Below are 21,138 nucleotides of genomic sequence, written 5' to 3'. Positions count from 1 at the left end.
AGGCAATAAAAGCATATCGAATTAATAGATCAAATAGCAAGTGGAATGGAGTAAAATTACTTTACCCTTCTCTCTTAAGTTTAGGTAAAAATTTCTTCTTTTAATTAAAAGCTTAGATGTTTTGTTCTAACGACAACCAGGAAATTTCTAGTTCTATCAAAATAAAGTATAATAGGTAAAATAATTGATTCCGATAAAGATAGACTCTCGAACGCTGTGGAACAACAAAAACCATCCTATAAACTAAAGATGAGAATTCTACTACTTCAAACTTGAAGGTTAGAAGAATTGCTCAGATCATATCGCTTATCGAGTAAGATTATGAAAAATCAAACTTTTAAGTATAACTGTCCAAATTCAGAAATATAGGAGTATTTTTTTATCATTTTTCATGCATATTATCTCATTCTATAATCTAATCTTATGAGGTTTAGTTTTGCTTTTAAAATTAGTGTATTTAAAATACATATTGAGTACAAGTAGTTGATACATACTAATTTTAGATATGATACGACTCGCAACAAGCAGAGTAAACTTATCTCAAAAAATTTTGATAGGGTGTAGCGAATGCGTACTGTATAAAGTTAAGAAGCTCCGCCATGAACTTATGTGGTGATTCTCTCTATCCAATGGTAAATTCGTATACCGTGCTTTCTCGCCAAGGTCCAAGTACTAAGTTCTAATTTTCAATTGAAAATAGGAAAGACATACTATTTAAGATCTCTTGTTATGAGATACTGCTCATTATAATGAGTTCTACAATTACATCTAATCATATTAATGTTCTATTTGCTATCACTAAAAAATGCTACCATGCTATCCTATGGATATTCTTATTGTTGGTGGTGGAGGCAGGGAACATGCTTTAGCATGGAAAGCGGCACAATCGACTCAGGTTAAAAAAATTTGGGTTGCCCCTGGAAATGTTGGAACTGCACTTGAAAATAAAGTTCAAAATGTTACCATTGACATTTCTAACATTCACACATTAGTTGATTTTGCACAAAAAAATAAAATAGACCTCACCATAGTTGGCCCTGAGGTACCAATAGCAAATGGAATTGTCGATCGATTTCATAAAGAAAATTTAATTATTTTTGGACCAACGCAAGCAGCTGCACAATTAGAAACCTCGAAAAGTTTTTGCAAAGCGTTTTTAAACCGACACAATATCCCGACCGCAAAATTTGTAACTTTTAAAAAACAAAATGATGCTTTAGCTTATCTCTCCAAGCAATCTTTCCCTATCGTTATCAAGGCCAGTGGACTTTCAGCCGGAAAGGGAGTTTTTATCGCACAATCGTTAACGGAAGCAAAAAATGCTGTTATTTCAATGATGGAAGAAAAAAAATTCAGTACAGCAGGACAAGAAATCGTAGTTGAAGAATTTTTATATGGTAAGGAGTTAAGCTTTATCACAATGGTCGATGGTAAACACATTTTACCATTAGCTGGTTTACAAGATTATAAACGGCTTTTCAATGGGGGTCAAGGACCAAATACAGGTGGTATGGGTGCTTATTCACCTGTCCCCTGGTTATCGAACATCTTACAAGAGAGAACGATGACTAAAATCATGTACCCTGCTATTTCAGGCCTAAAAGCAGAAGGTATCACTTATTTGGGATTTTTATACGCAGGTTTAATGATAACAAAAGACAATGAACCAAAAGTATTGGAATTTAATGTGCGTTTAGGTGATCCTGAAACCCAATCACTCATGATGCGGTTGCGTTCAGATCTAATTGAATTAATTTTAAATGCTCTGTCCGGTAAATTAAATCAAGCAAACAGTATTTTAGACCAGAGAGTTGCTGTGACCGTTGTCATGACTTCTAAAAACTATCCTGAGAATTATAAAACAGGAGACGTTATTGAAGGATTAGATCATCCTTTAACTTCCGACGTCAAAATTTTTCATGCAGGTACGCGAAAAAATAACAACACCATTGTTACTGAAGGCGGACGCGTTCTTTCTATCACTGCTTTAGGTAATAATTTGCGGAATGCACGAAAAAAAGCTTATAAAGTTGTCAATCAAATCAGCTGGCCAAATTGTCATTACCGAGATGACATCGGTTATCAAGATACTTACTTAACTTAAATTTATAGAAGTATTATCAAAGTAATTTCTTTAACAAGTGGTTGATTTTGCTTTTAAACTGTCTACCGCGTCATTTATCTTTTCGATAGTAATAAGGTTACATGCTGTAAGCTATCACGCTGCTAAAAATATAAAATACTTTTTTCTTGCAATCGCAGAAGAAAGTACTTTATATTTTCTCTTTATTCATAGGATAACGGTTTGTTTCTAAAATAAAGCTTCACTATGATCTAAGATTCTTATATCGTCTTAGCAAAGTGCTATTTTTATCTGTGTACTAATCAATAAAATTATGCTTTAGATAAACTAGGAAAAAGATAGCAAATGACAAAACATAGTCTTATGAAAGACTTTCCAATGAGAAGCCAATAGGATAGAATGTTTCTTTATTATTCTTTAAGAAAAGCACTAAAGATCTAACTCTTCCTGTAAACCTTATCAAATTTAGTCTATAGATTATATCTATATCTCTATTTTAATCTTTAAAATATAAGCAGAATATCGTGAAAAACTAAATAATCAATAGAAACTAATACAATTCATCGATAAGCTTTATTTTATTTGCTCCTAATGAATATTAGGAATTTCTAAAGTCTTTATAGGTTACTTTTTTATTTAAACTCAAACAAAAAAATACAAAAAAATGCATAGGATTTATTTTTTCTTTTTTCTCCTTTTTACTTTAGTACAGCAGCACTGCTCTCCTAAAATTTAGGAGATGAATCCAAAGATGCAAGACCGATAAAATCTTATGAATTTCTTTTAAGACGTGATGGCTGTCAACATTTTTATCCTATTGTGTAATCTAATTGTACAATCTATTAATCCATTGTAAAAAAATAAAACCCCTTATTTAGCAGATCGGAAAAGATGTTTTCTCTTTCTTATTTCGTTAAAACAAGATAAATATAGATATTTATTATTTATTCCAAAAGACGATAGCAAATTATCCTATTATTTTATTCTGAATTTGAATTAATTTTTCCTTATCAAGGATTTTTACAAATTATTAAAAATATTCAATCTATTACATGACGGATTCACTAAAGTGCTACCTTTGATTAATATCCTAGAAAATTTGGGAAATTCTTGTCGAAGACGACTAAAGTATTATAATATCACAACTATAATCCGTGTTTGAATTAGAGCTATCTATCCCTATTGTTATGATTACTTAATGATATCAATACAGAACCTTTTTACGAACCTTTACTATTTCATCAGTAATTAGTACAAACAATTCTTCCATAAATATTCAATCTAAGCTATTATTAAATTGTTTACGCTGGCTGATTTTTTCTCATCTAAAACATTATTCTTTATAATCTTATCTTTTTTGAGGAATATTTAATAATTGATTTGGGATCAGAGCATTGCTTGTCGTTGCCTATCCACTTCGTTGGCGACAACTTATCATTATTCCAAGCTGTCTAAATGAGCTTTTGAAATTACCTTACACAAAAGACATTAACTATTTCATTAGGTTATGGAAATTTATTTAAGAAATTATCTCATAGAAAGACTTTTAAAAATATTTAGGTGTTGGATAATATTGTTGATTTAAGCTAAAAATCTCAAATCAAAATAATCGGTGATTTTTAAACACTACAACACTATAAAACGATACAACACTAGATAAATAAAAAGGTAAACACTCCGCGCGCTATCAATCCTAATAATAATTCGAGAATTTTCTCACTCATTCATATTTCCACTCGTATTTTTTTGTTTTTGTAACTTACAATATCTACTCTACCCTCTAATTAAGTATCTAAATATTTTTGATATTTATTTAAGAAGTACCATAAATTGGCCAATTTTTCTGATTTAAGGAATTAAATTATAAGATAACTACTCATACTCATACCTATTTTCATAATGTCTTCTTACCCACTAAGGACGTGTACCCAACTAATGACTAAGAAGATGACTTTGATATATTACTTGCAAGCTATTCCGTTAAATCTTAACGACGAAGAAATAGCTGGGATGATTTTGTTGATAGTAAAATGTGTCTTTCAGACAGATAATTTTAATCAAGTCTTATTAATAAAGTTGAGTAAGCAGTTACAGACGGATAGATTTCACATTTCTCGCAAGAACAACAAATCATGTCTACAAACTTAGAAATTAAAATAAGTCGTATTGCTACTATGTTAGGCTAAATCAATGGCTCTCGATATCACAGGGTTCAGACCATAGACAAACTCCTGTTCTCTTTAATAACTCTAAGAAAGCCTTATGTGCTACTTTTTCTTCCTTATTTGCTGCTATAACAGGTAAAGATTTTCGGTTCCTATCTAGTCGCCACATTTGAGATGACTGCATGATAATGATAGAATCTTGATGTTCAAATAACTTAGTTTGGCCACCGGTCATTAACAAATAAACTTGGGCTAGAAGTTTAGCATCCAATAACGCTCCATGATATTCTCGATTGGAACTATCGATATGGTATCGTCGACAAAGAGCATCTAAATTATTACGCTGCCCAGGATGTTTTCGTCGAGCAATTGATAAAGTATCAAAAATTTGACAATAATCTGGGATCAATTTGAAAGATTTTCCGGTAAGCTTTAATTCGTGATTTAAAAAAGCCACGTCGAATTGGGCATTATGAATGATTAGTTCAGATCCCTTGAGAAAAGTAATGAGTTCATCTGAAATATCTTTAAATGAAGGCTTATCAGATAAAAAACTTTCTGTAATACCGTGCACCATAATAGCATCGTGTTCGATAGAACGGCCTGGATTAACATAAAAATGGAGATGTCGGCCTGTTAAATGTCTATCAATCATCTCTAAACAACCAATTTCAATAATCCGATGTCCCTCTTCTAGCTCGAGACCGGTCGTTTCTGTATCCAAGACAATTTGCCGCATAAAAATTCCGCTTAATTCTAAAAATTACTAAAATCAAAATTATTAAAATCACACAAAATCATACATAAAAATTCGTGATATCGATACAAAAATTTTTGTTGCTAAATTTTAATTTGATAATAATTCATCAATACCTTGATTAGCTAAGTAGTCTGCAATCTCATTTTCTGAGTGACCACTATGACCCTTTACCCATTTCCAACAAATCGTATGACTTCTAATTTCACTTTCTAAGGATTCCCACAACACCTTATTTTTAACTGGTTTTTTCTTGCTAGTTTTCCATTGTCGTTTTTTCCATACAGGGAGCCATTCAGTTACTCCACGACGTAAATATTGAGAATCTGTAGTAGCAATAACATAACAAGGATGCTTTAATGCTTTAAATGCTTTAATGGCAGCTATTAATTCCATTTGATTGTTGGTCGTATTGACAACATTACCATAAAGCTGACGTTCATAGCCGTTATAACGTAGTAAAACCCCCCATCCACCAGGGCCTGGATTTCCGCGACAAGCACCATCGCAATATAGATAAACAATATTTTGTTTCTTTTTCATAATTTCATAGATGGGAGTTGGTTTAATGACGCTTGGGGAATCATCAGCTCTTTTTTCCATAAAATTCTACGATGGAGTGGTGCGTAAACTGCTTTCCTAGCTACTAACAAATAAATACCACCTGCTGTAGGAAAACAAGCCTGCCCGATTAGTTCATTAATTAAATGCACTCGCTGATTTAGTTTATTTTTACACGATAAACCATAACAAAAAGTTTTGCTAAAAGAAATGGAATATTTAAAATTAATCAACCATCGCTTTACTTGTTCGCGGGACCAAAATTTTCCATTCCAGGGAACTCCTCGCTTAATAGAAAATAATTTCTCAAGCCCCCATAAACTCCAAGGATTAAAACCGAAAATGAATAATCTGCCCTCTGGTTTCAATACTTGGAAAATTTCTTGAATTAATTTAACAGGATAATCAATAAATTCTAATACATGTACCAACATAAAAATATCGATACTTTCTGGTAATAAAGGTAGTTCCTGCCAATCCGTTCGTATAGATAATAAATTATCAGTAAGTCCTGAAGTTAATTGAATATGGTAGAGAATAGGGCTTCCTGCTGAATGTGCAAGGGCAGTCTCTCCACCCATCTGAATTAAATATTTTCCACGAATAGTTTTTAAGAATCGTGTCGCTTCTTCACTTTCCAAAGACAACACCAATGATCCTGGAGGATGTTGATACCAATCCTGCATGATCTCTAACGACTGCTCCATATTCGCAAATGCTGAATTCATATTTTATACTGTTCAAAGTATTTAATTGTTTTCTATAAGGGCAACACTCTTTCCTAATGTCTCATATAATTCTTTCCATTCCAGCTCTTAATGATAACTATATTTGGGCTATCGTGCATCCAAAGAAAAAAAATGCCGTAGTAATCGATCCTGGGGAAACAAAACCAATTCTTGATGTGTTGGAACAACAAGATTTAACACTAACAGCTATATTACTTACTCACCATCACTGGGATCATACGCATGGTATCTCAGGTCTTTTAGAAAAATATCTCGTGCCTGTTTACGGGCCAGATGAAGCTATGATCCCTTGCTGCGACCACCTTATTAAAGGTGGTGATCACCTTACTTTATCCTCACTGGATCTTACTTTTAATATTTTATCTATACCAGGACACACCTTAAGTCACATTGCTTATTATGGTCATCAGTTGGTTTTTACTGGTGATACATTATTTTCTGGAGGCTGTGGCCGGATTTTAGAAGGTTCACCGGACCAACTTTATCGTTCATTACTCAAATTAGCAGCTCTCCCTTTTGATACCCGAGTTTATTGTGGGCATGAATATACTAAGAAAAACCTCGAATTCGCTAAAATTGTTGATCCTAATAATCTTAAACTTAAGAAGCGAATTGTAGAAACTCAGAAAAAAATTAGCCAAAATCTCCCTATACTGCCTCCGACTCTTCAGCTTGAACTTGATACTAATCCTTTCCTCCGGTGTCATAAAAAGAGTATTCAGAGAAGTGTAATAGAATATCATGGTCATTCTTTTACTGATGAAATTGCTGTTTTTGCAGCTTTACGTCGATGGAAAGATAAATTTTGATTAAGTAAAAATTTTTAAGGTTTTTCTATATATTTTTAATTTATCTTTTTTAGATATGATTCCTAATCATTTATTTTATTTACTATTCATCTCATCAGGACACATTTAAAGATATCTTTTCTTATTGTTAGAGAACTTATAATATGGAAATCAGTCTTTGCTAACTTAAAATGAAAGACTTTATCTATCTACTCTTAAACTAAAATAAGAAAGTTTGCATGATAGCAAAAGTTGTTCTTTTTCGACGGTTAAGAGATTAACTACAGTTTTTATATTCTAAATATATAAAGCCACTAGTCTTTGACAATGAATGCCAGAAAAATCTCACAAATTTTAGCTTAATTATTAAGTTGTGGTATAGTAAGCTATTTTAAATTACTTGTATAAGTATCCCCAATGATTATTTCCATAGCTAGCTTTATCTATAAGATATGTTGTAGGAAAAATGTATTGCAGTCTCTATTCAATACAATCAGACCCTCGTTCCCCGTTATCGCTCACTGATTTTGGTTCCTATCATTACTACTATGAAATTCGCGAGAGTATGTACCGAAATTATTTGTATTCTTTCTGATTTAATTAACAGTTACAATGCGGTTCACATCTTTAGAATGATAAATATCACTAAATTTAGAAGAACTAGCTACTAAAAAAAGTCAATCCTTCAAAAGGTTAAGTGCTTACATATCTAAATACTATATCGTTAAACGTAGAGTACTGCTTTCACTATTGCTCATCGATAACCACTGTAGTTAAACTACGTTGCATCAACCACATCATTGGAACAAGGTTCTATTGGATTGGTTTGGTTGTATAGGAAGAATTTCTGAGGACTGTTTTTTATGCAGCCTTATAATTTACGTTAGAGAAAGAACTGTATGACCCCACAAATTTTAGACGGACGTGCGTGTGCAGCAAAGGTCAAAATACGCGTCAAAGAAGCTATTTTTGCACGGAAAAAGAAAGGTCTTTTAGCTCCTAGCTTATCTGTTATTTTAGTGGGAGATGATCCTGCTTCCGCTACTTATGTTCGTCAAAAAGAATTAGCTTGTCAGGCAGTTGGTATTCGCTCAATGGTCTACAGAATGGATAACACCATACCAGAAAAAGAATTAGCAACAAAAATTGATCAATGCAATGCTGATTCCAACATTCACGGTATTCTTCTCCAACTTCCTTTACCTGTGCATATGAACACTTCCTATTTAATCGAACGCATTCATCCAAGTAAAGATGTTGATGGCTTCCACCCGTATAATCTTGGTCGTCTCATACAGCGTCATCCAGCATTACGTCCTTGCACTCCTGCTGGAATTGTAACGCTCTTAAGAGAAACTAATGAAAACCTCACCGGAAAGCACGCTGTTGTTGTTGGTGCTTCAAATATTGTAGGCCGTCCTATGGCCCTAGAATTATTATTAGCTAAATGCACTACCACTGTGTGTCACCGTTTTACTCAAAATTTATCAAAACACGTTAATGCAGCAGATCTATTAATCGTCGCTATTGGAAAACCAGGAATTATTCAAAGCAAATGGATTAAATCAGGTGCTATTGTGGTTGATGTTGGATTTAGTAGGTTAAATCAAAATAAAATTGTTGGTGATATCGATTTTGAAACTGCTAAAGAAAAAGCTGCTTGGATAACTCCAGTTCCAGGTGGTGTGGGGCCAATGACTGTTGCTACTCTTCTCGAAAATACACTACAAGCTGCTAATAATTTAAAGTAGCTTTAAAATAGCCCACACGTTCTCTCTCTATTCCCTATTTTAGAACGGAGAGCAAGAAATTACTCTACATAGCACAATACATAAATTACTTAAAATATTTTATTTATAAAAAACCCTCATAGAAAACAGGCTTTAAAGCAAAATCATCACCTTACGGTATGATGGGCCGGCTGGGGTACACCTCTTCTAAATAACCATACTGCAACTATTCACCTTCTAATAGTAATTCATCCTAATAGTAATTCATCTACTACTTTCACAAATCCTGCAGGATTGTTAAGTTGTTTCCCTTCTGCTAAAAGTGCTTGATTGAGCAACAATTCTGCCCAACGATTTAAGCACTTGTTTTTTAGTTCATTTTTCACGCGTAAAATTAAAGGATGAGTGGGATTAATTTCTAAAATTGGTTTTGTTTGAATAATTTCTTGACCTGTTTGTAAAAATAACCTTTGCAAATGGCTACTCATTTCATTTTCATCAAAAACTACACAACTAGGTGAATCAGTTAATCGATTTGTAATACGAACCTCTTTCACTTTTTCGCCTAGAATTTCCTTGAATTTTTTTATTATGTCATCTAGTTCTTTTCCTGATTTTTTGGTTTCTACTGTTTCTTCTTTTTCTAATTTACCTAAGTCTAAAGTATCTATAGCTACTGATTGTAAGGATTTTCCTTTAAATTCCGTTAGATGAGCAATCAGCCATTCATCCACGCGATCGTGCATCAACAAAACTTCTATTCCTTTTTTAAGGAAAACTTCAAGCAATGGACTGTTTTTTGCAGATAAATAAGTAGCTGCAACAATGTAATAGATTTTATCTTGTCCTGGTTTCATTCGACTGATATAATCTTCCAACGCGACATTTTCTTCTTCATCGTTGTTATGAGTCGAAGAAAAGCGTAATAAACTGGAAATCCGATTACAATTAGCAAAATCTTCCGCTGGACCTTCTTTTAACACCCGACCAAATGCTTTCCAAAATTTTATATATTTTTCTTTGTCATTAGTTAATTCTTCTAAAAGACTTAGCACGCGTTTGATACAACCTGCTTTTATTTTTTTAACAATCTTGTTCGATTGTAATAATTCGCGCGAAATGTTTAGCGGTAAATCGTTAGAATCTATAATCCCTTTAACAAAGCGAAGATACATTGGCATAAAATGCTCAGCATTGTCCATTATAAAAACGCGTTTGACATATAATTTAAGTCCACGTTGTCCTTCACGGCTCCAAAGATTAAAAGGTACTTTCGCTGGGATATATAATAGGGTGGTGTATTCTAATTTACCTTCAACTCTATTATGTATCCAAGCTAAAGGGTCTTCAAAATCGTGAGCAATATGTTTGTAAAATTCTTTATATTCTTCTTCTTTAATTTTATCTTTAGGCAGTGCCCATAAAGCATTTGCACGGTTAACAACTTCCTCTTCAGGCTTTTTCTCATCTTTATTCTCGTTCTCACTCTTAACAGTTATCCTTTTCATTATAATAGGACATAAAATATGATCAGAATATTTAGTGATAATCGAACGCAAGCGCATGGCATCTAAAAATTCTGCTTTCTCTTTTTTAATATGTAAAATGACTTCAGTTCCACGAGAAAACTTATTGATATTTTTAATGGTGTACTCACCTTTCCCATTTGACTCCCACTCAACACCCTGATTTGCTTTCAAACCTGCACGACGTGTACGCACTATGACGCGATCGGCTACAATGAAAGCTGAATAAAATCCAACACCAAACTGACCAATTGATTGAGATTCTTTTGCTTGTTTCCCTGTTAATAATTCACGAAACACACGTGTTCCTGATTTAGCAATGGTCCCTAAATTCTCAATTACTTCTTCACGATTCATTCCAATACCGTTATCACGAACAGTAATGGTATGATTATCTTTTTCAATATCAACCCAAATCTTTAATTCAACATCGTCTTCATATAAATCTGAGTTCGAAAGGGCTTGGTAATTCAACTTATCTTCTGCATCTGAACTGTTGGAAATTAATTCTCGTAAAAAAACTTCATCATTGCTGTAAAGAGAATGTGTCACTAATTGCAACAATTGCTTAACCTCAGCTTCGAACGACAAAGTTTCTATTTTAGGTTGAAAAGACATCGCGACTCTCCCAGAGTATTTTAAAACTCTACTTTTACTTTGTATAGGAACATAAACAAAAACAGAATAGCAAATCTCGAGTCAAAAATATAGACACACTCTATCGCGAGACTGGCTCTACCCCCCATTTTCTCTAATCCCTAGAGTCACGGCCGCACTAGCCGTTTAATTATGTCGTTTAATTACATTAAGAATTTATAACCAACGCCAATCGTAAATAGGTGTGCAACAGGTGCAACAAAGTCACTAAAGGAAGCGCTTCGATAACCTGGTACGAAAGCGTATTGTGCGTTTACAGTCCAATCTGGTCTGAGATAGTACTGAACGCCAGCTGCAAATAATGGATTCAAATAATTTGAACGGCTAGTAACATTATTGACATTAGTTAAGTTATTAACATTAGTTAAGTCTGAACTTTCTAAAGCAATGTGCCTAAACCGATTGTAGGTGTAAGAAACACCTACTTTACCAAACACATGAGTATTTTCATAAACAGGAGCCACAACCTTCAATGCTGCATAAGCAATACTACTCTTTATTGTAAACGTTTCTGGATAAATTGTGGTGAATTTTGCTTTAGGCAAATAGAACCAACCACCTTCAAGAGCAAAATACTGATTGAACTGATAACCTAAGTTATCACCGAATGTAAAACCACCGTTCCCTCGACAAGAGCTTGAAATAAGATCAAAATTTCTGAGTGTACCAGGTACAGTTGTTACATCACTTTGCCAAGGATGATAAGCATAGCCTATCATATTACCTTCAACATAAGCACCTGAACAGCTTGGAGTAAGCACGTAATCAGGACCTCCGGCTACTACAGCGGAAGTAACACCGACACTAGCGATACTCGCAGTAGCCAATGTTATTAATCTTTTTACCGACATTCAATTTCCCCTTTAATAAGTTAATATTACCGCAAAGAGCGGACCTATTTAATAGTAATTTCTCTCTTAATGCAACCTTTTAATATTAGTTAATTATTCATCAGGTAAAATAAAGACCCTAAAAATCTGACGGACTATCAGATAAACTAACAAGCTGTTTTGGTATCAATCGATGAAAAATAAGATACTAGAAAAAATAATGAAATTGTTCTGGGAATGAAACTTATTTTTTTTAATTTTCTGCAAGTCTAATTTAATTACTCAAGTAAAAATCTTTATCTACACTATTTTAAAATTTAAATAAGTCCAATATATAGTTAAAAGATTATAAAGGTTACTTATCAGGAGCCTATATAAGTTTCGGCATTTCTCAACCAACGTCTCAATAATCGAGTAGCATGAAGTGGGTATTGCTCCAGCATTTGCTTAGCAACTTGTTGTGCTTGAGGCAATAAATATTGATATTGGTTCCGATTCAAATCTGCAATACGAAACTGGAATAGTCCAGCTTGACGCGTTCCTAATAACTCTCCTGGTCCTCGCAATTCAAGATCCTTTTGAGCTACAGCAAACCCATCTTGAGAATCTCGAATTAAAATCAATCGGTTACGTGCATATTGCGATAACGGTTTTTGATAAAGTAAGATGCAGTAACTTTTATATTTTCCACGTCCTACTCGCCCTCGCAACTGATGAATTTGAGAAAGACCTAATCGTTCTGCATTTTCTATTATTATTAAACTTGCATTAGGAACATCCAACCCTACTTCAATTACCATTGTTGCAACTAGTACATCGATTTTTCCTGATTTAAAGTTCATCATTACAGTATCTTTTTCATTTCTATTTAATCTTCCATGAATCAAACCTACAGTCAAATGAGTTAGTAACTGCCGCAATTTTTTATAAGCGGCTTCCGCTGCTTCACATTGCAATATTTCAGAATCTTTAATCAAGGTACAAACCCAATAAGCTTGCTTACCTCGTTTGAAATTTTGTTTAATTCGTGTGATTACTTCACTACGCCTTCCATTAGAAATTAAAACAGTAGTAATGGATTTCCTTCCTGGTGGTAATTCATCAATTATAGAAACATCAAGATTCGCATAAGCTGTTAAAGCTAGAGTTCTTGGAATTGGTGTAGCTGTCATGATCAATTGATGCGGATAAATAGAATTATTACTTCTTTTCTCTTTCAAAGCTAATCGTTGATGAACACCAAAGCGGTGTTGTTCATCGATAACAGTCAAACCTAACTTATAGAAAACTACATTTTCTTGAAAAAGTGCGTGAGTTCCAACAATTACTTGATTCTCACCCTGACGTATTTTTTGTAATGCTTGTTCTCGGGTTGCATTATTTAAACTTCCGGTTAGCCACCCCACTTGAATTCCTAAAGGGCCTAACCATTTTTGAAAAGCAAGATAATGCTGTTCAGCTAATATTTCTGTCGGTGCCATTACGGCACATTGGTAATTATTTTCCACTACTTTAATAATTGCCATTGCTACTACAACAGTTTTACCAGAACCCACATCTCCCTGCACTAATCGTTGCATAGGATAAGATTGTTTTAAATCCTTATTAATTTCTGAAATAACGCACTCTTGAGCTGCTGTTAATTTAAATGGCAATGCTTGACGTAATTTATTCTGCCCTTTTGTTTCTAAATTTAGAATCGGTGCTAAACACGTTTTCGCGTATGAGCGCAAATTCAGAAGACCAATCTGTTGTGCCACTAATTCTTCAATAATTAAGCGTTGCTGCGTCAAATGCTTACCTAATTTTAGTAACTTAAAAGGAGCATCCGGAGGAGGACGATGCACATAGAATAGTGAAGATATTAAGGTTGGTAAATTAAAGTCTGTACGTAAAGATTCTGGAAATAATTCCTCAAGAACATCAGGTTTTTTTAAATAACTTAATGATTGAGACAGTAAATCACGTAATTTAGCTTGTGGTAATCCTTTCGTTGTTGAGTATACAGGAGTTAAATGCTCTTCAGTGGAAATAGGAATAGTTGCATTAATGATTTGAAATTCTGGATGAACCATTTCTAATCGACCTTGGTAATTCTGCCGAATCGTGCCAAAGCATCTTAATCGCAATCCTCGTTTCATTAACCGATGGTATTTTTGAGAATTAAAATAGTAGAATAAGAGGATGAGAGATCCTGTTGCATCTTCAATATAACAGGAGAGACTTCGCTTTCGGCCACGATTAATGTTTGTAAATTTAATAAATCCTTCAATAGTTGTTTGATCACCACATCGTAATGCACCTAACGGCGTCAATTGAGTCCGATCTTCATACCGTAATGGTAAATGAAATAAAAGATCTTGAAGGGTGTAAATATTTAGATTTTCTAAAAGTTCGTTCGTTTTTGGTCCTACGCCTCTAAGAGAGGTAACAGGAATTTCATTAAGCACTTTATCTCATCCTCTCATTAACATCATTGTTTTCCTTCTACTTAGCATATTTTAAGCGATCGCTTTTTTATAAAACAGGGATTCTTTTTAGCATTGTTCCATCATTTCGTTAACCATAGCGAAATTTTCTACATTTACCAAGTAAACAGTTAATTTTATAATTTAAGAAAGACTGCCTCACATCCCCTCTTAGCCTGCTTGCTTCATCAGAGATCGTAGTAATATTTAATGATGTTAAGTATTTCTTTATAATCTCCTTGAATCATTTTCATAATTTCAGAATTAAAAAGAATTTGATCTGAAAAAAGATAGCATTACTCTTGTTTAATCGCTTGAAAATAGGTATCAATTTCGCGTAGGGATACTTTGTTAGTTCCTAATTATCCCGTTTCACCGCTTTATTTAACTAAATCTGCGTATGATTTTAACTACTTGTTTAATTTGTCGCAATCTTCTTAAAATTTGCGCAAGATGTGCGCGATTTCGTACAGAAATACAAAACATGATAGTACAGTGCAAGCCCTCACGTTCTTCTATAGCAATATCTTCAATGTTAGCTTCGGAATTAGCTTCGGACTCCGAGAAGGCTAGAGCTAACGTAGCCAAAGTTCCCAGTTCGTTAACAACTTGGACGTGGATTACAGTTGGAAATACCCCTTTAGCTTTTTCCGACCATCGAAGAGGCGTACACCGATCTAAAAAATGTCGCACTTTTGAAATGGAAGGACAATGTTCCATGTGAACTAAAATTCCTTTGCCTACATTGATAACACCTACAATTGGGTCACCAGGAATGGGATAACAGCATTTTGCGAAATTAACAACTATTCCTTCCGTACCTTTGATTACTAAAGGCACGGAGGTGGAAAGCATTTCTATCTCTGTCGTCCCAGTTTCCTTAGCGACAGCTGCAAGACGTTGCACCACTAAGATAGCTACACGATTACCAAGACCAATTTCCTCTAATAAATCATCGAACGACTTTAATTGCATTTCTTTTAAAGTAAAGTCAATAGTTTGTTGCGATAGTTTTTTTAGAGAAAGTGAATGATTTATTAGAGCCTTTTTTAATAATTGTTTTCCTAAGGAAATAGACTCTGACCGTCTTTGCGTTTTTAGAAACTGACGAATACTACTACGTGCTTTACTAGTTACTACAAAATCTAACCATACAGGATTAGGGCGATTTGATTCTGATGTAATAACTTCCACCGTTTGTCCGTTGGTAAGTTGGGTTGACAAAGGGGCCATATGACGATCAATTTTTACTGCGACACAATTATTTCCAATATCAGTATGAACAGCATACGAAAAATCGATTGCTGTAGCTCCTGCTGGTAACTCCATAATATCTCCATGCGGAGTAAAGACACATACCTCATCTGGAAATAAATCCATTTTAATATTTTCCATAAATTCCAAAGGATTTAAGGCATCTCCCTGTAATTCCAATAAGTTATTTACCCATGCTTTGGCACGTATTTGAGACTCAGTAAGAGGGGTATCAGTCGTTTTATAAAGCCAATGCGCAGCAATACCTGTGGTTGCCATCCGATCCATTTCTGCAGTACGAATTTGAATCTCAATAGGCAAGCCATAAGGCCCAAAAAGCGTAGTATGTAGTGATTGATAATCATTAGCTTTTGGAATAGCGATATAATCTTTAAAACGCTCTGGGATTGGTTTAAACAATCTATGGATAATTCCCAACGCATGGTAACAGGAATCAATATCATCTACAATGATCCTAAAAGCATATACATCCATAATCTCGTTAAAAGGAATATGTTTAGTGTGCATTTTTCGATAAATACTATATAAGTGTTTTTCTCGACCAGTGATAGTATAAAAAGATAAATTACTTTGACTTAAGCCTTCATATAAAGTTTTTTCAATTAAGTCGATCATCTTTTTTTGATTACCCCGAGCTTTTTGAACAGCATCTTTTAAAACTCGATAGCGCATAGGATAAAGCGCTGTGAATCCCAGTTCTTCTAATTCGACTGACAATTCGCGAATTCCAAGCCGTTTAGCAATTGGGGCAAAAATACCCAAAGTTTCTCGTGCAATCCGTCTTCGTTTTTGCGAATGAAGCGAATGCAAAGTACGCATGTTATGTAAACGATCTGCTAATTTAACGATGATCACTCGGATATCGCGCGCCATAGCTAAAACCATTTTTCGAAGATTTTCTGCTTGAGTTTCAGCACGGCTGACAAATTCAATTTGGGTTAACTTGCTTACACCATCGACAAGTTCAGCAACTTCTTCACCGAACTTTTCAACAATTGTCTTTTTTTTAATGGGTGTGTCTTCGATAACATCGTGCAATAAGGCTGCCATAATAATGTGATAGTCCATTTTCATCTCGGCTAAAATGCAAGCTACGGCTACTGGATGACTAATATAGGGTTCGCCCGTTCGACGCTTTTGACCCAGATGAGCTTTTTGAGACATCAAATAAGCTCGATGAATATAATTGATTTGTTCATTACTCAAGTAATTAAGTTTCGTGCGTAACTTTTTGAAGAGATGCAAAGACTTTTCCTCCTTAAAAAATAGAAATATATTTTTCCTTATTCCTCTTCTACTAGCTGTGAATTACCTATAGGATTTGTAGTAGGTAAAGTAATATCAAGTTTTTCTATTTTTTCTTTTTCATCTTGAAACTCAATGTGTCGCGTAACATCGTATCCAGCAGCAATTTCCCGAAGCGCGATAACGGTGGGTTTATCATTGTCTCGTGGAACCATGAGATTAGTCTCCTCTAATTCTAATATATGGGCTCGCTTTGCTGCTTTTAAAACCAGATCAAAGCGATTTTCAACATACTTCAGGCAATCTTCAACGGTTACTCGTGCCATGGGGCTACCCTCTTTTCTTCAAAAAATTATTCAACTTTCCTCATCAATGAGCTATTTTACTGCTTTTTCAATAGTTCCGCTAGAAGCCCTGAAAGCTTTTCCTCCTGAACGTCTTGCTGCAATCGTTCAGCATTAATAATGTGGATTAAATTTTGTAATGCTTGATTAAAATCATCATTAACTAAAAGATAATCAAACTCTGTACAATGAGTTATTTCTTTACGAGCCATTGCTAATCGTTGGTTAATAACGGCAGTTGCATCTTGTCGTCGCTTAATCAGGCGTTCTTGTAAAGCTTGGACTGAAGGAGGGAGGATAAAAATAGTGAGTGCGGGTGAAAATAATTTTCGTATTTGACGAGCACCCTGCCAATCAATTTCCAGCAAGACATCATCTCCAGCTTTTAATCGCTCGAGAACCCATTCTCTAGCAGTTCCATAATGATAATTATAGATCGTAGCATACTCTAGAAAGGCACCTTTCTTTATCATTATCTGAAATCGATCTTCGTCGATAAAAAAATAATCCCGGCCTTCACGATCTCCAGATCGTGAAGGCCGGGTGGTATGAGAAACAGAAATTTTTATTTTATCTAATTCGTTAACTAACGCACGAACTAAACTGGTTTTCCCAGCTCCAGAAGGAGCTGATATGACAAAGAGATTTGCTTTATATAATTTATTCAATGTCTTGCATATGTTCATTTACAAAAATGACTGTCTGTGAAAAGTTGATATCCAGATTTACTTCCAGGTGTGTTTATTTCTCGATTCAATAATCTGTATCAAAAAATCTAAATGATATCTACTTACCTATGCCTCGTTAAAGTGTTCGTTTAACTCTCTATTTAATATATGTTCTTAAATATTGTAGCTCTTCACAAAGTTATTTTAGCTAATCATAACATTTGCTCTTAGTGTTCTTTATTCAAATCAATTGAGCAGTTCTCCTAAAAGTGATCGATCCATTATCACTCTTTCTTGTAAAACCTTTGGATGTTAGTAAAGTTGGATTTTAGTAAAGTAAGTATACATTTCTAGTGAATTTATTCAGAGTTCTTTTTAATGGTTTTTAAAAAAACTAACAACATAGTTCCACCCTTGTAACTCCTTCCTTTATTTTATATATAAAGTCTGATTAAGTCCAAACTGCAATAAGAGAAATCTCCTTAATGGGTTTGAAAATGTATGTTTGCTTCTATCTTGTTACGACAACTTAAAATAATCTTGAGCAATTTTTCATGATGATTATTTAAATCACGCAAAAAATCTGATAGACAAACAATGATTTCTAACAAATAACGGTGTGGGCTGACTTCCATATCAAAACCCTCTAGCTAACTTTAGTAAGAATATTGAGTAAAAGCAGTGATGCTTGTAATCATATAAAATTCTGCAAGAGTATTTTAGTGTGGAGAACATAATAACATAGAAATTATGTAGATGGGTGGCTCGAATTTTATAGGAATTTTTAGTAAATTCTAGCCGTATTTTTTTTACTTGTTATCTAATCAAACGATAGTGTGGTATATAAGATCTAAATAGACTCATCTAAAAATAATTTAAGAGGTAGTCTTATGCGTCTAGGCAAGAGAGCAACAAATGAGTTACGCCACCTTTCTTTCAATACTCAGTTTACCTCTTACGCTGAGGGTTCTGTTCTAGTTGAAATGGGGAAAACAAAAGTGATCTGCAATGCCAGTATCATTGAGGGTGTTCCACGTTTTCTTAAAAATAGAGATCAGGGGTGGTTAACTGCTGAATATGGAATGTTACCCCGCTCCACTCATAGCCGAATGGAACGCGAATCTGTACGGGGAAAGCAAGGGGGGCGAACTATGGAAATCCAGCGGTTAATCGGTCGCTCCTTGCGTGCTGCTCTTGATTTAAAGTTACTAAATCCTTATACAATCGTTCTAGACTGCGATGTCATTCAGGCAGATGGGGGCACTCGAACGGCAGCCATCAATGGCGGATGTGTCGCTATGATACAAGCGTTAAGGTATTTACAAAGAAAAAGTATTTTGCGAACAGATCCTCTTAAACATTTAGTCGCAGCTGTTTCCGTTGGAATTTATAAGGGTGTTCCTATTTTGGATCTCGATTATATTGAAGATTCTACTGTCCGTACGGATATGAATATTGTAATGACTAACAATGATGCTTTTATTGAAATTCAAGGTACCGCAGAAAGATATACTTTTAATCCAAAAGAATTAGATGCATTGATTGATCTTGCACGTCAAGGTATTAAAAATATTATTAAAAAGCAACAAGAAGCTTTAAAGGAAAGCTAAGATATTAAAAATATTATTTAAGTGGAAAAGCATATCGCAATAAATCAACTTCCCATCGGTGTCTTCGATTCAGGATTGGGCGGACTTACAATCTTACGAGAACTCGTTAATCATTTACCTAACGAATCGTATATTTATTTAGGCGATACGGCCCGATTATCTTATGGGACTAAGAGTCGTGAAACAGTCAAACGTTATGCCATTCAGATGACATCCCTTCTTGTAGCCCAAGGCATTAAATTATTAGTAGTAGCTTGCAATACTGCCTCTACAGTAGCGCTGCCTTTTCTTAAAATGCAATTTCCAAACATTCCTATTATCGGCGTCGTTGAGCCGGGAGCTCAAGCGACGGTTAGTACTACTAAGAATAATCGAGTAATCTTGCTTGCTACTGAAGCCACCATCCAATCCGGAGTTTACCAAAAAACCATTCTTACATTAAATCCTAAAATTAAAATTAGAAGCCAAACTTGTGGTTTATTCGTGGCGTTAGCGGAGGAAGGTTGTATTGACAATGAAATTGCGACCCTCGTTATAAAAAAATATTTGGATCCTATCATTAATGATCATCACCGATGTGATTCTATTATTTTAGGGTGTACTCATTTTCCAGTTTTTATTGATTCATTAACAATGATTTTAGGGAACGGTATCAATATTATTGATGCAGCAACAGAAACTGCAATGGCAGTAAAATCGATTACTCAAAAAATGAACCTAGAAAACACAAATCAAAGTTCTCAATTGACTTTTCTAGTTACTGACTCCCCCAAACGATTTACACGTATCGGTGAAATTTTCCTTGGGCAACGTATCGACTCTAGTCTCCTACATTTGATCGATGGAATAAAATTGAGTCAATGATTTTTTAATGAAAAATAAAAATATTAACGCAAGATAATGAGTCACTTTAACCGGAAAAAAGTTGTCTAAAGCAAAAGGGCATGATCAACGATCAACGTTATATATGATCGGAAATTCCTGCGCTTTATTAACCGCTAAATGCATTTCCGGGTTCTTATTGATAATATGAAAAATGTCCATTAATTTTCCTACCCTAATATTTTCCTACTTTAAAATCACATGCTTCATTTGTCCAGGCATACTCTTCGGAGCAGACAGAGACAGCCGGGATCTTTCTTTCTGATCATCTCCAAAATTCTTAATATCAACCTCTATTATGTACAACATTTTAATCTTCACAGAAGATGTTTTATGTAACACATATTTTTTAATCATTTCATATACTATCTTAAGTAAACAAATGCAATTTTTTTCGCTGCCTTCCTGTTTGTAACGGATGATATTTACAATGATACTATGCCTAAGATAAAGAAAAGAATCGAAATTTGCTTGAATATAGGATCATTCCTCTTTATTTAGGTTGTTCAACCTAGTTGTCTTGATACCTGCTTTGATTTCTCGCAACAAAATTCCTAAACTATATGTAACCACTTTTTTAGCATTATGACTATGGCAATTGTATCATTTAAAGTGAAATTAATCTCAGTTAATCTCTAATAATAACGATACATCTGCTTTTTTCTTAAAGACAAACTATATTGGTCTTTTAATCTTTGAGCCAATCGAAAAAATCCTTACGAATAGCAGAATGATAATGTTAATACTTTAAAAGTGATAACACACATATTTGTCATTTTCTCAATTTAATGTTTAAATAA

14 protein-coding genes are annotated in these 21,138 nt (G+C 34.2%); 5 read left to right on the top strand and 9 right to left on the bottom strand.

Going from position 1 to position 21,138, the window contains the following annotated elements:
- The first annotated feature begins 805 nt into the window (after positions 1–805).
- Positions 806–2,104 carry a phosphoribosylamine--glycine ligase gene (purD, locus tag ONG85_RS02120; RefSeq protein ID WP_264435295.1) on the top strand — a complete coding sequence of 433 codons (1,299 nt, stop codon included), beginning with the start codon at positions 806–808 and terminating at the stop codon, positions 2,102–2,104.
- A gap of 2,166 nt (positions 2,105–4,270) precedes the next feature.
- Here purD and dnaQ read toward each other — a convergent pair.
- From dnaQ to ONG85_RS02105, 3 genes are all read right to left on the bottom strand, one after another.
- Complete coding sequence (gene dnaQ, locus ONG85_RS02115; RefSeq protein WP_264435294.1) at positions 4,271–4,987, bottom strand: DNA polymerase III subunit epsilon; 717 nt, start codon at positions 4,985–4,987, stop codon at positions 4,271–4,273.
- Between the two features lie 108 nt (positions 4,988–5,095).
- Entirely contained in the window at positions 5,096–5,551 is a 456-nt protein-coding gene (rnhA, locus tag ONG85_RS02110) for a ribonuclease HI (RefSeq protein ID WP_264435879.1), read from the bottom strand.
- Positions 5,545–6,294 carry a class I SAM-dependent methyltransferase gene (locus ONG85_RS02105; RefSeq protein WP_264435293.1) on the bottom strand — a complete coding sequence of 250 codons (750 nt, stop codon included), beginning with the start codon at positions 6,292–6,294 and terminating at the stop codon, positions 5,545–5,547. Before ONG85_RS02105 ends, rnhA begins: the two co-directional genes overlap by 7 nt.
- Positions 6,295–6,350: 56 nt before the next feature.
- On the opposite strand from ONG85_RS02105, the gene gloB reads away from it, so the two are divergent.
- Both gloB and folD read left to right on the top strand, forming a co-directional pair.
- Positions 6,351–7,124, top strand: a complete 774-nt coding sequence (gene gloB, locus ONG85_RS02100; protein ID WP_264435292.1) for a hydroxyacylglutathione hydrolase — start codon at positions 6,351–6,353, stop codon at positions 7,122–7,124.
- An 878-nt stretch (positions 7,125–8,002) separates the two neighbouring features.
- Positions 8,003–8,854 (top strand): bifunctional methylenetetrahydrofolate dehydrogenase/methenyltetrahydrofolate cyclohydrolase FolD, encoded by an 852-nt coding sequence (gene folD / locus ONG85_RS02095; protein WP_264435291.1) that lies wholly within the window; start codon positions 8,003–8,005, stop codon positions 8,852–8,854.
- 227 nt (positions 8,855–9,081) lie between these two features.
- Here the strand turns inward: folD and htpG are convergent, their stop codons facing one another.
- The 6 genes from htpG to gmk form a co-directional block, all read right to left on the bottom strand.
- Positions 9,082–10,977 (bottom strand): molecular chaperone HtpG, encoded by a 1,896-nt coding sequence (gene htpG / locus ONG85_RS02090; RefSeq protein WP_264435290.1) that lies wholly within the window; start codon positions 10,975–10,977, stop codon positions 9,082–9,084.
- A 182-nt stretch (positions 10,978–11,159) separates the two neighbouring features.
- A complete protein-coding gene (locus ONG85_RS02085; protein ID WP_264435289.1) occupies positions 11,160–11,867 on the bottom strand; it encodes an outer membrane beta-barrel protein in 708 nt (235 codons plus the stop codon).
- 341 nt (positions 11,868–12,208) lie between these two features.
- Complete coding sequence (recG, locus tag ONG85_RS02080; protein ID WP_264435288.1) at positions 12,209–14,296, bottom strand: ATP-dependent DNA helicase RecG; 2,088 nt, start codon at positions 14,294–14,296, stop codon at positions 12,209–12,211.
- A gap of 402 nt (positions 14,297–14,698) precedes the next feature.
- Positions 14,699–16,834 carry a RelA/SpoT family protein gene (locus ONG85_RS02075; RefSeq protein ID WP_264435287.1) on the bottom strand — a complete coding sequence of 712 codons (2,136 nt, stop codon included), beginning with the start codon at positions 16,832–16,834 and terminating at the stop codon, positions 14,699–14,701.
- 38 nt (positions 16,835–16,872) lie between these two features.
- Positions 16,873–17,160, bottom strand: a complete 288-nt coding sequence (gene rpoZ / locus ONG85_RS02070; protein ID WP_264435286.1) for a DNA-directed RNA polymerase subunit omega — start codon at positions 17,158–17,160, stop codon at positions 16,873–16,875.
- 56 nt (positions 17,161–17,216) lie between these two features.
- Positions 17,217–17,846, bottom strand: coding sequence for a guanylate kinase (gene gmk, locus ONG85_RS02065; protein WP_264435285.1), 630 nt, complete (start codon positions 17,844–17,846; stop codon positions 17,217–17,219).
- 890 nt (positions 17,847–18,736) lie between these two features.
- Here gmk and rph point away from each other — a divergent pair.
- Both rph and murI read left to right on the top strand, forming a co-directional pair.
- Positions 18,737–19,456, top strand: coding sequence for a ribonuclease PH (gene rph / locus ONG85_RS02060; RefSeq protein ID WP_264435284.1), 720 nt, complete (start codon positions 18,737–18,739; stop codon positions 19,454–19,456).
- A 21-nt stretch (positions 19,457–19,477) separates the two neighbouring features.
- On the top strand, positions 19,478–20,320 hold the full coding sequence (gene murI, locus ONG85_RS02055) for a glutamate racemase (RefSeq protein ID WP_264435283.1): 843 nt from the start codon (positions 19,478–19,480) through the stop codon (positions 20,318–20,320).
- Positions 20,321–21,138 lie beyond the last annotated feature (818 nt).

The organism is Coxiella endosymbiont of Dermacentor marginatus (assembly GCF_907164955.1).
In the GTDB taxonomy this organism is placed as follows: Bacteria; Pseudomonadota; Gammaproteobacteria; order Coxiellales; family Coxiellaceae; genus Coxiella.
Note: the sequence above shows the minus strand (reverse complement) of the source record. Positions and strands in the feature narration are given on the sequence as shown.

Coding starts and splice junctions, on each gene's coding strand:
- rph (WP_264435284.1), top strand. CDS start 18,737: ATGCGTCTAGGCAAGAGAGCAACAAATGAGTTACGCCACCTTTCTTTC.
- purD (WP_264435295.1), top strand. CDS start 806: ATGCTACCATGCTATCCTATGGATATTCTTATTGTTGGTGGTGGAGGC.
- htpG (WP_264435290.1), bottom strand. CDS start 10,977: ATGTCTTTTCAACCTAAAATAGAAACTTTGTCGTTCGAAGCTGAGGTT.
- ONG85_RS02105 (WP_264435293.1), bottom strand. CDS start 6,294: ATGAATTCAGCATTTGCGAATATGGAGCAGTCGTTAGAGATCATGCAG.
- ONG85_RS02085 (WP_264435289.1), bottom strand. CDS start 11,867: ATGTCGGTAAAAAGATTAATAACATTGGCTACTGCGAGTATCGCTAGT.
- rpoZ (WP_264435286.1), bottom strand. CDS start 17,160: ATGGCACGAGTAACCGTTGAAGATTGCCTGAAGTATGTTGAAAATCGC.
- gloB (WP_264435292.1), top strand. CDS start 6,351: ATGTCTCATATAATTCTTTCCATTCCAGCTCTTAATGATAACTATATT.
- dnaQ (WP_264435294.1), bottom strand. CDS start 4,987: ATGCGGCAAATTGTCTTGGATACAGAAACGACCGGTCTCGAGCTAGAA.
- folD (WP_264435291.1), top strand. CDS start 8,003: ATGACCCCACAAATTTTAGACGGACGTGCGTGTGCAGCAAAGGTCAAA.